Consider the following 12778-nt stretch of genomic DNA (forward strand, 5'->3'; position numbering starts at 1 on the left):
GAAAGCTTATCATTTAGAACATAACCCAGTTCTTAAATAACTTTAACAGCCAGCCTACTATCATTTAATTTGATAGTAGGCTGTTTCCATCTTCGAAATACGCTGTAGCAACCTCTTCAGGATTACGATTATTTCTACATGCTGCAAGTGCTGTAACTAATAAAACTATTAACATGATCATTCCAGTTTTGAGAGATTTAGTTAACAAAGGCCAGGTATTATTTGCAACAGAACCGTCTATCTGTACCCCTTGTTTCATCATTTTTCTAGGCCATCCAACTTGACAAATGTTTTTTTATCAAACTACAATGAAAATCATTATCAATAATATAGGGAGGATACTTTTGTCAATAAATGAAAAACAATATATTTATAGGTTAATAACTAGATGTTGTTAAGTCGTATGTACTATTTTTAGTTTAGCGTTGCCTAGAATGTACACCAATTAATCTCACGAATTACAAGAAAACTATTATTGAAATGAGGCTTGCATTGTGAAGTTGGACGTGAATGAGTTAGCAGAGTATCTTGCCAATACTCCTTTCCGAGTAGAAGGAGTATATCGTTATGCTAAAAATCCAGGTGTGCCTTGTGCTGAGTCTACAGATTCTTTCCCAGGATTTGTATTTCCACTTACAGGGAAGACGGAATTTCAATTTAATGGTACGCCGTATACCCTTTCCCCAGGAAAAGTTATACATGGGGGTGCAAAAATGACATTAGCCCATAAAATGCTTGGTGAAATAAACTGGGAATATATTCTTGTTTTATATCGGATAAGCAATTCAGAACGAGAAGATTCTGGCTTTACTCATCAGCATTTTGAATTATTAACAGGACAATCTCCTCGTCTTGTCGAATTACTTATGCGTCTTTGGGATGTGTATAATCAGCGAGGAGGCATTTCGATGTTTCAGACGGAAATGCTATTTCGTGAAGCGTTGAATGAAGCTTTATTAAGTGTTGTCAATAGAGAAAACAACTATGAATCGCATACTTTATTCGAACGAATATCTAGTTACGTTCATAAATACTATTATAAAGATATTACAATACATACGCTTACAGAACAAAATAATGTTAATCGAAATCGTCTTTCTTACGTGTTTAGAAAGCATGCAGGTATGGGGCCAGCAGAATATTTATTGAACTATCGTATAAAGATGGCTCAAAAAATGTTATGTACAAGTGGTGTGCCTGTACAACAAATTGCGCAGGCTGTTGGAATCGCAGACCCTTTTTATTTTAGTAGAGTTTTCAAGAAGCGAGTTGGCATTTCGCCTACTAAATATCGCGAGAAGTTCATCAATAATCCATACTAATGTCAACAGGGGTCCATTCTTATTTGAAAATCACTGTTCTATACTTATGGAGAGTTAAAGGAAACATTGGATTGAAAGTACTTTCATTGAAATCACTCCTTTGTACTATCTGAATGAAAAGTTCTGGCCTGAGCATTTTCTTTTTAAGCATAATAACGACTTTTTTACTTAGATTACTGTAATATAGTGGAAGTTGAAAATGAGGAGGGATCATTATCCATTACCAACCTATTAAACTAAATGACGAGTTATCTAAAATTAACGATTATTGGTATCCACAAGTGATTAGTGAAATGAATGACGATCAAATTCAGCTTTTTAAAGCTAATGGAGATTTTATATGGCATGAGCATCCTAATACGGATAAGCTATTTATTGTGCTTGAAGGGGAGATGTTCATCGATTTCCGTGATGGACAGGTGAAAATTTCTAAGGGCGAGATGTTTATTGTCCCGAGAGGCGTTGAGCATAAACCTTTCACCGAAAAGGAATCCCACATCATGTTGGTAGAGCCTAAAAGGGAAATGGATTGATAATCGTAAAAAGATAAAAAAGGAGCGGAAATCCGTTCCTTTTTTATTTATCTTACTATTTTTAGGAGCTTAGTATGAATAAGATGTGAATAAAGGATGAATCGCATTTTTATCAATAAAAATTTATTGGATTTTTTGTGGAATATATATGAAACATTGTATAAAATAATCAAGAAAGCCAAAAATTATAGGGGGAAAGTTGTGAAGAAAAATAAGAGTTTAATAAGTTTTTTAGGAGTGTTTATTATGCTGTTTTCTTTTTGTTTTCAAGGAAATGTACAGGCAGATGTAAATACTGTTCAATCTGGAAAAATCAAATCAGGAAATGTAACGGTATGGGAAGTTGGAAATGTAGCGAAAGTGTTAGCTGATGTAGAGCGCTTAAATTTAAATACAGTAAATGTACCAATTCAGGTAGATATTCCGAATGTGACTTCTACGAACATGGTAATTAATCAAGCGCAAAAGCAACAGGCTATTATTTTAATTCAAGAATTATTAAAGCGTAATATTCAAGTTATAGTGGAACCGTTCCCATATATTCAGCAAGGAAATGTTGGAGAAACGGAATGGAATCCAAGTAATATTAATGATTTCTTCTGGAATTGGAAAACGGTTATTTTGCAAGACATCTTTAACTCGATTACAAGTAAATATAATGTGTATGGACTCAAGATTGCATCTAATTTCGTGAATATGGAATATGCAGAAGGATATTGGAGCGATACAATTGATTTTGTTCGCCAGCAGTATAAAGGAAATATTTTGTATCAAATGAATTGGTGGTTAACAGCAAGCTGGGATCCTTCATATGAAGCGAAGTTTGTTGAGAAAATAAATCGTCCGTATTTAAAGAAGGTAGACATTGTTAGTATCGATAGTTGGTTTGAAGTTTCAGGAAAAAGAAATCCATCATATGAAGAAGTGAAGCAAAGTTTATTTGCGACGACAGTATATAACCGTGGGCAAAATGTCGTTCAACAACTAGAACAATTACATAAAGCAACAGGAAAGCCAGTTTACTTTGGTGGATTTAACGTTCCAGCGCGTGAACTAGGCTTACAAAATCCGTGGAATCCAGATGTTTCTAATGTGTTTTCAAAAGACGTACAATTAAACGGATGGCGCGCTTACCGTGACGTATTAGAACCGAAGCCATATTTTAAAGGCTTTTCAATTTGGTTTATTGGATCTCATAATAGTACGCATGCGTATCAAATACATAGTCAAGAAACGGCAGCAGTTATTAATGGCTGGTACCGAAAATAATTTTTATAAAATAGGTAAGTTTTAAAGTTTACCACATATATTTCTAGTGAAAGGCCTTTCACCATCTTATCACCTAGGGGGCAATCATAATGAAATTTTTGTCTTACCTTACAGTAATTTTGGTGATTCTTGGCGGTTTGAATTGGTTATTTGTAGCGTTAGATTACAATGTAGTTGAGAAATGGTTTGGTTCTATGCCGGCGCTTGTGGACACTATTTATTGGCTCATTGGTCTTTCTGCAATTTATCAAATTTTTGATCGGTTCTTCACGGACAATTAGCAATTATACTTTATTACTAGAGTGTTAAGTACGATTATGTACTTAACACTTTTTTGTGTGTTTATAAAAACATTGGCACTTGCAAGCGATTCCATTGCTTCTTGCGCCGTAATACTAGAAAAGAAATTGACCGTGTCTTGTATTGTGGGTTATAATTCAGAAAGTTTAAAAATATTAAAATGAGAAATAGGGAGGTCATCTGGGTGATGGAAAGAGTGTATAATTTTTCAGCAGGACCATCAATACTCCCTTTGCCAGTTTTAGAGAAAGTGCAAAAGGAGCTTGTAAATTATAACGGGACAGGCATGTCTATTATGGAAATGAGTCATCGATCTTCTTATTTTCAAAGTATTATAGAGGAAGCGAGTAGCTTGCTTCGTGAATTAATGAACATTCCTGATGAGTATGAAGTATTGTTTTTACAAGGCGGTGCGTCATTACAATTTTCTATGATACCGCTGAATGTAATGAATACGTATAAAAAAGCAGGATATATATTGACTGGCTCATGGTCTAAAAAGGCGATGCAAGAAGCTGAAAAAGTAGGAGAAGTGCAAGTGATTGCTTCTTCTGAAAATGAGAAGTTTACGACAATTCCTAAACTGGATGGTTTATTAGGCGATGAAAAACTAGATTATGTACATATTACAACGAACAATACAATTGAGGGAACGAAATATGTGGACATTCCACATGTAGATAAAGTACCGCTCGTTGCGGATATGTCCTCAAATATTTTATCAGAACGATATGATGTTTCGAAGTTTGGTCTTATATATGCGGGAGCGCAAAAGAATTTAGGGCCAGCGGGCTTAACGATTACGATTATAAAAAGGGATTTAATTGGAGGAGCAGATCGCTCTTGTCCTACGATGTTAAACTATGAAACTTACAGTAAAAATAACTCCTTATATAATACACCGCCGTCCTTTAGTATTTACGTAACGAAACTTGTACTAGAGTGGCTGAAAGAGCAAGGCGGAGTATCTGCGATTGAAGAACAAAATAAAATGAAATCTTCACTTCTTTACAATTTCTTAGATGAATCAAAAATGTTTACTTCACCAGTTGATCCTACGTATCGATCACTTATGAACATTCCGTTTACAACGCCGTCAGAAGAGCTGAACAATGAGTTTTTACAAAAAGCGAAAGAACGAGGCCTTGTTACGTTAAAAGGGCATCGATCGGTCGGTGGTATGCGCGCAAGTATTTACAATGCGATGCCAGCAGAAGGCGTACAGCAATTAGTAAATTATATGAAGGAATTTGAGCTTGAGAATAGATAGGGAGATGGGGATATGTTTCGTGTTCAAACGTTAAATCAAATTGCAGAAAAAGGTTTGCAAGTACTTGGCGGAGAGCGTTATGAAGTAGGGGAGAGAATGGACCACCCAGACGGTATTTTACTTCGCAGTTATTCTTTACATCAAGAAGAGTTTTCAAAAGACTTAAAGGCGATTGCAAGAGCTGGTGCAGGGGTAAATAATATTCCTGTCGAGCGATGTACAGAAAAAGGGATTGTAGTATTTAATACGCCAGGAGCGAATGCCAATGCAGTAAAGGAACTCATTATCGCAAGTCTTATTATGTCTTCACGTAACATTATTAACGGAGTAAGCTGGACGAAAAATTTAGAAGGGGAAGGAGTACCGCAGCTTGTTGAATCAGGAAAAAAACAATTCGTTGGATCAGAGATTGCAGGGAAACGTCTAGGAGTTATCGGACTTGGCGCAATTGGTGCTTTAGTTGCGAACGATGCGTTAGCGTTAGGGATGGACGTTGTCGGATACGATCCTTACATTTCAGTTGAAACAGCATGGCGCCTTTCTACACATGTGCAAAGAGCATTTAGTTTAGATGAAATTTTTGCAACATGTGATTATATTACCCTTCATATTCCTCTTACGAATCAAACGAAGGGGATTATTGGTGAACACGCTATAGAGAAAATGAAAAAAGGAATGCGTCTATTCAATTTCTCTAGAGGAGAACTTGTAGATGAAAAGGTTCTTCAAAAAGCGTTAGAAGAAGAGATTATTGCACATTACGTAACGGACTTCCCGAATGAAAATGTGATAAAGATGAAAAATGTAACAGCGACGCCTCACCTTGGCGCATCTACATCTGAATCAGAAGAAAATTGTGCAGTCATGGCAGCGCGCCAATTACGTGAATATTTAGAGACAGGAAATATTCGTAATTCAGTCAACTATCCAAATGTTGAGCTGCCGTATATCGGAAAGAAACGTATTACAATCATGCATCAAAACGTACCGAACATGGTAGGACAAATTACAGGGTGTTTAGCAGAGCATCATATTAATATTGCAGATATGATTAATCGAAGTAAACATTCTTGGGCGTACACAATGATTGATATCGATAACGGAATTGATGATATAATAAAAGAGAACATTGTGGAAAATATAAGCAAAATTACAGGTGTTGTAGCCGTTCGAATGATTGTGTAAAGGAGAGAGGGAATTGGCAAAAATCCGACCGTTTCGGGCCATTCGTCCAGTAGAAGAAAAAGCAGCGGAAGTGGCAGCTTTACCGTATGATGTATTAAATAGTGAAGAAGCAAGAGAGGTTGTAAAAGGGAATCCGTATTCTTTCTTACACGTTGATAAAGCAGAAATTGATTTAGACCCAGCGCTTTCACCGTACGATGATCGCGTATATGAAAAAGCGGGTGAAAATTTAAATCGATTGATACGAGAAGAAGTGTTCATTCAAGACGAAGAGCCAGCGTTATACATTTATGAACTGACGATGCAAGGAAGAACGCAGTCCGGTCTTGTCGTTTGTACATCTATTGATGAGTATGAAGACGATACAATTAAAAAACATGAAAGAACGCGTCATGAAAAAGAATTAGATCGTATTCGCCACGTAGATGTGTGTGATGCAAATACAGGTCCTATCTTTTTAACGTATCGTACAAAAGAAGAGATAAAGCGTTTCATTGCCAGCTGGAAAGAAGAACATGCGCCAATCTATACATTTACAGCAGAAGACGGCGTTAGGCATGTTGCTTGGAAAATAACTGATGAAGAAGTAATTGCAAATTTAGTAAACGTATTTGAAGATATTCCTAATCTTTATATTGCAGATGGACATCACCGCTCCGCATCAGCAGCAAAAGTTGGGCTCATGCGAAGAGAACAATATCCGAATTATACAGGAGAAGAAGAGTTTAATTTCTTCCTATCAGTTTTATTCCCTCATGATGAATTATCCATTTGGGACTATAACCGAGTTGTGAAAGATTTAAACGGCTTATCAGAAGAACAGTTTTTAAAGCAAATCACGCAATACTTTTATGTAGAAGAAGCACCTGTTTCTCCGTATAAACCAAATGAGCCAAAAACATTTGGTATGTATGTAAACGAGAAGTGGTATAAGCTCACAGTAAAAGAGGAAACGTTTGATGCGAATGATCTTGTGAAAGGTTTAGATGTATCTATTTTGCAAGATCATTTATTAAGCCAAGTGCTTGAAATACATGATCCGCGATCTGATTCACGCATTGATTTTGTCGGAGGAATCCGCGGATTAGAAGAACTAGAACGCCTTGTAAATAGCGGTGAATATAAAGCGGCGTTCTCGCTATATCCGACATCAATGGAATCTTTATTAGCAATCGCAGACGCTGGAGAAGTTATGCCGCCAAAATCAACGTGGTTTGAACCGAAACTGCGTAGTGGGTTATTTGTACATTCTTTAAAATAATGATAGACTTCATTATTTTGAAAAACCGAAATAATTTTAGTTTCGGTTTTTCTTATTTTAAAAGAGCTTTGAGGAGGGGTACCAATGAAATTAAATTATAGGTAGGCGAAAAAATCACCTTTGAACGAATTTTAAGGACATTCCTAGTATTACAAGAAATGTCCTTTCCACTAAAGTATAAGGTATTTTGCTAACATTCAAACTCTAAAATTAGTTTACTAGTTTGACCTGTAAATTGATAATGATAGGATCCTCTTAGACTTTCTAAGTTACCGGTAGCTTTAATAATTGTTCCTGGGGAATCTAAATTTCCTTTATCAAATATTCCTTGCTCTATAGCTGTGAATGTTCCTTGTTGTCCCTTATAAATCCCTTCAAAGTGTAAAAATCCAGAAATTTTAGCAGTAGCTAAGTGACCATCATTTATATTTGAGTCTAAATAATATAATAAGTATTCAACAAAAGCTTTTCCTTTTAATTCCCCATCAATATCATATTCAACATGGGCAATATTAATAGGGAAATCTTTTTTAGTATCATCAATTGGTTTTTCATCCCATTTACTTACTGTAAATGTTACTTCCATACACGTAATCTCCCTCCAATTATATACTTTTAAAAAGTATCCATTCACATTCATATCTCATAGGAGTGATTTTATTCATTCCACGCCACTTTCTAAAATAGAGAACGATCCATTTCCACAATCAATTTCTGCCATTGCGCCGTAAGGTAAAATAAACTTCGGTTCGATATGGCCAAAATTTAAATTATAAAGAATCGGCAAATCTTCTAAGTTATATTCTCTCATAACTTTCAGTATTTCATGTTTATATTCTTCATAGTATTGTTCATCTTTCGGTTTACCGAAAATGATACCTTTTGCTTTTTGCAGAATGCCTTGCGCTGCATAATTTCGTAACCAATACTTTATATAACTTGGTTCTGGATGATCTTCAGAAGTTTCAAAGAAGAGAATACTATCCTTCCAATGTTTTTTCTCAGGCCAAAGTTCCGTTTCTTTTGCAAATTCCAATACTTCGATACACCCACCAATTAAACGCCCTTGTACAGTAGTAGAGCCTTGAAGTAACTCATATCCGTTGTTTTGCTGCATCGTACGTCTTGTATCCTTATTTATTTCAATCCATTCTAAACGCTCACTTGTCCATTTATGAGCTGGTTGAATCTCGCCAATTGTTTCATTTGAAAAGAGAGTTCGATTTACCATTTCAACCGTATATGGATCCATCTCTACATTTTCAGCAAAGTCGGTCAAAATTGCTGGACCGTAAAAAGAGGAAAGACCTGCTTTATGACAAAATAAATGTGAAATGGTAACGTCAGAGTATCCCATAAAAATTTTCGGATTTTCACGTATTACATTAAAGTCTATATGAGGAAGTAAGCGAATGCTATCTTCACCGCCAATATTTGCAATAATTGCTTTCACGCGGGAATCTTTAAATGCTGTCATTAAGTCTTCTGCACGAGCCTTTGGGTTGTTATAAATGAATTCGCTACCTTTTAAACTATTTGGCATTGGGATAACCGTAAGACCGAAAACTTCTTCTAATCTTTTAATTCCTTGTTCATAACGCCATCTTATGTCAGAATCACCTGCGCCTCCCCATGAAGGACTTACTGTTGCTACAATATCTCCTGCCTGTAATCTTTTTGGTTTTATTAACATGTTAACTCCGCTGCTACTAAAAATATAGACAAATGTATATTCTTAGAGTATTCCTGCTTCTACGTGCCCTGCCTCGCTAATCACTTGCTACTACAGTTTGCTGTGACACTCCACAGGCGTAAATTCCGATGTAGCCCACCGTACATATATACAATCTATTTACGTTAGTATTGTATATTTTTTGCTTGTAAAAGGTTGATTGACGCATTCAAATCTCTATCCATTACATTGCCACAATCACATGTATATACTCGGTCAGACAGCTTTAAATCCGACTTTTTTTGACCGCAACATGAACATATTTTAGAAGATGGATAGAATCTGTCCACTTGCCGTAGTTCAATTCCATATTCCCTACATTTCGTTGATAACCATGTTTTAAAAGCATAAAAACATTGTTGCGCTACAGCTTTAGATAGATGTTTGTTCTTCATCATACCTTTCACATTCAAATCTTCTACTGTAATAAACATTGGCTTGGTTTTCACCACATCATTTACAATAGACTTTACATACGCTAATCGAATATTTGCTAGCCTAGCATGTAGTTGTTGCACCCTAAGAATATTTTTATCTATATTCGCTCTTTTATTAGTAACAGATTGTTCACCTCTCTTTCTTATATTTTCAAATTTGCGTGATAAAGAGCGTTGTTCACGTTTTAACCGTTTTTCTATCTTTTTTACTTGTACTGTTTTATTTATATTTTTGTGAGTTTTTCCATCGCTACGTACAGCGAAGTCTTTAATTCCCAAATCAATTCCTATACCTACTGCATTGAGAATTGAATTTGGTTTTACCTCTTTCACTTCACAGAGTATAGAAATATAGTATCTTCCTGCTCTTTGATATACTGTGCCACTTTTTACAGTTGCATTTTTAGGGATATATCCATATTCTTTTAACCTTGTCCAACCAATTGTGGGGATTTTTACTCTATGTCTTTCTACTGTCCAATCTGTTTTATTGTTTTTAGGAAAATAACATTTCACATCTTGCTTCTTCTTTTTCTTATATCGTGGAAATTTGGATAACCCTTTAAAAAATCGCTTAAAAGTTTTATCTCCATTCATAATCGCTTGTTTTACCGCTTTGCTCGACACTTCTTTAATCCACTGGTCACACTCTTTTGTATGAATGTTGTTTAACCATTTAGAAAAGTCATAGCCACTAAGAAATTTCCCATCCGACTCATATGCCTCTTTATTTTTAGAGATATACAGGTTATATACATATCGACACACCCCAATAGTTTGACGGATTTTACTAACTTGTTCAGTTGTCGGTTTGATTTCTATTAAATATGCTCTTTTCATAAATCTTCATCCCCCGACATTTTCTTTTTGTATTTTCTCAGCCGATATATTCTACAGCTAAATATATGAATGATAGATATTAAATCCTGAACAAGTTCTTCTTGAGGAGATAGTTTTTCATTGTTAACAATCATAATTTTCACTCCCATTTTACGAAGAAACTTTTCAAACCAATCATATCCAAAACGTACAAATCTATCTTTGTGTGCGATGATGATAGTCGAAATATTTCTTTCCATACAACTGTCAATCAGGTTATTCCACTGTTTTCTTTTGTAGTTTAATCCGCTACTAATATCTTTGATAACTTCATCTACAATCATCCCTCGTGCATTTGCGAATGTTTTTAAAAACTCAGCCTGATTTTCTAAATCATCTTTCTGACCTGGATTTGATACTCTTGCGTAAATAACTACTTTGCCTACTTTTGTCTATGTTTTTGTTTACTTTTTCTTTCTCCTACATAATGTAATGGACTACAATTATACAAACTGTAGCATTGAAAAATATGATGCATCACATTTATTTCTTCATCATCATTCCGTTTACCTGCTGGTATTCAAGAATTTAGCATGCGTGTTGAATATATTTAAAAGTTACAGTATGCAACATTGCATAAGAAAGATGGTTGCTATTTTATATAACTTGTAACTATAATAGTTACAGGTTGGTCGTATCCAATCAAAAATAAAATCATCATGAATGGAGATGTTTCATAATGGGTATGAAAAAATTAATTTTAGCAGGTGCTTTAGGAATCGCAGCATTATCAGGAACGAATTTACCAGGGTTAGAACTAACAAAAGCGAATGCAGCTTCTATAGAATCGAATTTTTCAACATTAGAAGGACGAGTAGTAGAAGTAGATAACGGTGTAATTGTCGTACAATCTAAGCAATACGAAGAACCTGTTAGTGTATATATAGATTCATTTTCAAATGTGAAAGTAGGAGATGAAGTAAAAGCTACTGGATCTATGATGCGTAATTTTACAGAATATATGGTTGCAACTGCAATTGAAAATACAACAAACAAGTTAGGCATGCACATGAAAGAAGATGGCTCACCTGATTATGTAATTGGTGAAGTATCAAAAGTAGGAACGATGGAAGATGAGGGAGACGGTGCTAATAAATATGTCGTAGTGGAGTATCCATCGCTAAACGGGAAGAAAGTGATTATTGATGTTTTCTTAACAAAGGGACAAGTATTTCATACGGGTGAGAAAGTGAAAATTGATATGAAGTATGTGGGATGGGGTGGTATTTCTATTAACTGGAACACAACCGATCATATTGAAAAGGTTTATGAAGTAAAGAGCAACGTTGAAAATAATGATGATGTTTGGATTTGGTCTTAATTAAAATCCTGTAAATAAAAAATGTATTATGTAGTACCCATCAAATGATCATTTGGTGGGTACTTTTTTCTGTTTAAAAGGATTAATGAGCTATTCTCGCATTCACATACGCGACTAATATAATATGTCCAATGATAATAATAGAAGAAATAATTTTATAAACGAGATAATAGCGATGGAGAAGCGAATAAATTTATCGCTACACCTCTAAAATGAATTCATGTACATTCTATAAATCGTTGAGCTCTTTTAGAAAGCTTTCGATCTTTCAGCCATATAATTGATGATTCAGACTCATAAGGAAAATCTATTAAATCAACTATTTTTATTAATTCTTGTGGAATATGAGATACAGCACTTTTTGGCAAGATAGACGCTCCAACTCCAGTCATGATAAGCATAAGAATAAATGCGGAGTCAGGACATTCACATGCGATGTTTAATTGAATACCGCGGTGCTTGCATTCATCGATGACGAGCTGATGATAGCTGTTTTCTTTATCTTTATGTAAAAGTAAAAGGGGAATATGACTTAATTCGGTTAGAGCAATTGGAAGCTGTGAGTGATATAGTTCCCATTTAGCAGGCATGACTAATACGAAAGGTTCTTTTGATAAACAAATACTAGAAAAAACATCTTTATTAAAAGGTGTACGCAAAATAGCAAGTTCGATATACCGATTTTCTAATTGCTCTATTAAGTAAAAAGGGCCACCTTCCCATATTTTTAAGTTCACATTTGGATAGTTATCTTGAAAATAGCGGATTTTTTCAGAGAGAAAAGGAATGCAAGAATGAAATGCTCCAATAGATAGATTCCCCCTTAGCCCTTCACCGGTATCTTTAATCTCCGTAATAGTTTCTTCTAATTGATCAATAATGTTTTTTGCTTTCGTATATAAAATTTTTCCTTCTTCAGTCAAATACATATTTCGGCCGTTTCTTTCAAAGAGGTTTACTGATAATTCTTGTTCTAGTAACGATAGTTGTCTACTTAGAGGTGGCTGTGCCATATGAAGTCGCTGGGCAGCACGGGTAAGCTGTTTTTCTTCAGCGATTACAATAAAGTAACGAAGTTTTCTTATATCCATGTCAAAGTCCCTTTCTATACCATTTTTGTATGGGAAAACAACCTTATAGATAGTTTTCATATAATCTCCCACATGATATCATAAACAAAAAGTTTTAAAAATAGAAAATTCTAAAAATTTAAAATAATGTTCAGAAAAATAATAACTTGAAAATAGATCGAATCGTTTTGAGGGGGGA

Annotated in this window: 12 protein-coding genes and 2 pseudogenes; 8 read left to right on the plus strand and 6 right to left on the minus strand. The window is 34.9% G+C overall.

Going from position 1 to position 12778, the window contains the following annotated elements:
- Positions 1-64: 64 nt before the first annotated feature.
- A complete protein-coding gene (locus ACTFSI_RS18345; protein WP_138321592.1) occupies positions 65-262 on the minus strand; it encodes a hypothetical protein in 198 nt (65 codons plus the stop codon).
- Positions 263-494: 232 nt separating this feature from the next.
- Here ACTFSI_RS18345 and ACTFSI_RS18350 point away from each other — a divergent pair, with 232 nt between their 5' ends.
- The 7 genes from ACTFSI_RS18350 to ACTFSI_RS18380 all read left to right on the plus strand — a co-directional run bounded on the left by ACTFSI_RS18350 (position 495) and on the right by ACTFSI_RS18380 (position 7140).
- Positions 495-1322, plus strand: a complete 828-nt coding sequence (locus tag ACTFSI_RS18350) for a helix-turn-helix transcriptional regulator (RefSeq protein WP_000762802.1) — start codon at positions 495-497, stop codon at positions 1320-1322.
- 293 nt (positions 1323-1615) lie between these two features.
- Positions 1616-1855, plus strand: coding sequence for a cupin domain-containing protein (locus tag ACTFSI_RS18355; protein ID WP_000997182.1), 240 nt, complete (start codon positions 1616-1618; stop codon positions 1853-1855).
- A 201-nt stretch (positions 1856-2056) separates the two neighbouring features.
- Positions 2057-3124 carry a glycoside hydrolase family 113 gene (locus ACTFSI_RS18360; RefSeq protein ID WP_138321596.1) on the plus strand — a complete coding sequence of 356 codons (1068 nt, stop codon included), beginning with the start codon at positions 2057-2059 and terminating at the stop codon, positions 3122-3124.
- An 89-nt stretch (positions 3125-3213) separates the two neighbouring features.
- Positions 3214-3405: a DUF378 domain-containing protein gene (locus ACTFSI_RS18365; RefSeq protein WP_000670803.1), complete on the plus strand. Its 192-nt coding sequence runs from the start codon at positions 3214-3216 to the stop codon at positions 3403-3405.
- Between the two features lie 206 nt (positions 3406-3611).
- Positions 3612-4694 (plus strand): 3-phosphoserine/phosphohydroxythreonine transaminase, encoded by a 1083-nt coding sequence (gene serC, locus ACTFSI_RS18370; RefSeq protein WP_044793246.1) that lies wholly within the window; start codon positions 3612-3614, stop codon positions 4692-4694.
- Positions 4695-4706: 12 nt separating this feature from the next.
- Complete coding sequence (locus ACTFSI_RS18375; RefSeq protein ID WP_044793134.1) at positions 4707-5879, plus strand: 3-phosphoglycerate dehydrogenase family protein; 1173 nt, start codon at positions 4707-4709, stop codon at positions 5877-5879.
- 13 nt (positions 5880-5892) lie between these two features.
- Complete coding sequence (locus tag ACTFSI_RS18380) at positions 5893-7140, plus strand: DUF1015 domain-containing protein (protein ID WP_044793132.1); 1248 nt, start codon at positions 5893-5895, stop codon at positions 7138-7140.
- A 190-nt stretch (positions 7141-7330) separates the two neighbouring features.
- Here ACTFSI_RS18380 and ACTFSI_RS18385 read toward each other — a convergent pair whose 3' ends face one another.
- From ACTFSI_RS18385 to ACTFSI_RS18400, 4 genes and pseudogenes are all read right to left on the minus strand, one after another.
- Positions 7331-7726 carry a DUF3224 domain-containing protein gene (locus ACTFSI_RS18385; protein ID WP_000454100.1) on the minus strand — a complete coding sequence of 132 codons (396 nt, stop codon included), beginning with the start codon at positions 7724-7726 and terminating at the stop codon, positions 7331-7333.
- Between the two features lie 75 nt (positions 7727-7801).
- The gene (locus ACTFSI_RS18390; RefSeq protein ID WP_138321598.1) at positions 7802-8833 is read right to left on the minus strand and encodes a S66 family peptidase; all 1032 of its coding nucleotides are present in this window, start codon (positions 8831-8833) and stop codon (positions 7802-7804) included.
- Between the two features lie 159 nt (positions 8834-8992).
- Positions 8993-10149 (minus strand): annotated as a pseudogene (locus ACTFSI_RS18395) (RNA-guided endonuclease InsQ/TnpB family protein).
- Positions 10146-10568 (minus strand): annotated as a pseudogene (locus ACTFSI_RS18400) (IS607 family transposase); the annotation flags it as partial. The pseudogenes ACTFSI_RS18400 and ACTFSI_RS18395, both read right to left, overlap by 4 nt.
- Before the next feature lie 299 nt (positions 10569-10867).
- Between ACTFSI_RS18400 and ACTFSI_RS18405 the strand changes: the two are divergent.
- On the plus strand, positions 10868-11509 hold the full coding sequence (locus tag ACTFSI_RS18405; protein WP_139895190.1) for a hypothetical protein: 642 nt from the start codon (positions 10868-10870) through the stop codon (positions 11507-11509).
- 218 nt (positions 11510-11727) lie between these two features.
- Here ACTFSI_RS18405 and ACTFSI_RS18410 read toward each other — a convergent pair whose 3' ends face one another.
- Complete coding sequence (locus ACTFSI_RS18410) at positions 11728-12600, minus strand: LysR family transcriptional regulator (RefSeq protein WP_138321604.1); 873 nt, start codon at positions 12598-12600, stop codon at positions 11728-11730.
- Positions 12601-12778 lie beyond the last annotated feature (178 nt).

It is taken from the genome of Bacillus cereus group sp. MYBK101-2, from assembly GCF_051918845.1.
GTDB classification, from domain to species: Bacteria; Bacillota; Bacilli; order Bacillales; family Bacillaceae_G; genus Bacillus_A; species Bacillus_A paranthracis.

What these genes read in the sequence shown, in the direction of transcription:
- ACTFSI_RS18365 (WP_000670803.1), top strand. Translation starts at nt 3,214, where the DNA reads ATGAAATTTTTGTCTTACCTTACAGTAATTTTGGTGATTCTTGGCGGT.
- ACTFSI_RS18405 (WP_139895190.1), top strand. Translation starts at nt 10,868, where the DNA reads ATGGGTATGAAAAAATTAATTTTAGCAGGTGCTTTAGGAATCGCAGCA.
- ACTFSI_RS18345 (WP_138321592.1), bottom strand. Translation starts at nt 262, where the DNA reads ATGATGAAACAAGGGGTACAGATAGACGGTTCTGTTGCAAATAATACC.
- ACTFSI_RS18410 (WP_138321604.1), bottom strand. Translation starts at nt 12,600, where the DNA reads ATGGATATAAGAAAACTTCGTTACTTTATTGTAATCGCTGAAGAAAAA.
- ACTFSI_RS18385 (WP_000454100.1), bottom strand. Translation starts at nt 7,726, where the DNA reads ATGGAAGTAACATTTACAGTAAGTAAATGGGATGAAAAACCAATTGAT.
- serC (WP_044793246.1), top strand. Translation starts at nt 3,612, where the DNA reads ATGGAAAGAGTGTATAATTTTTCAGCAGGACCATCAATACTCCCTTTG.
- ACTFSI_RS18355 (WP_000997182.1), top strand. Translation starts at nt 1,616, where the DNA reads ATGAATGACGATCAAATTCAGCTTTTTAAAGCTAATGGAGATTTTATA.
- ACTFSI_RS18390 (WP_138321598.1), bottom strand. Translation starts at nt 8,833, where the DNA reads ATGTTAATAAAACCAAAAAGATTACAGGCAGGAGATATTGTAGCAACA.
- ACTFSI_RS18375 (WP_044793134.1), top strand. Translation starts at nt 4,707, where the DNA reads ATGTTTCGTGTTCAAACGTTAAATCAAATTGCAGAAAAAGGTTTGCAA.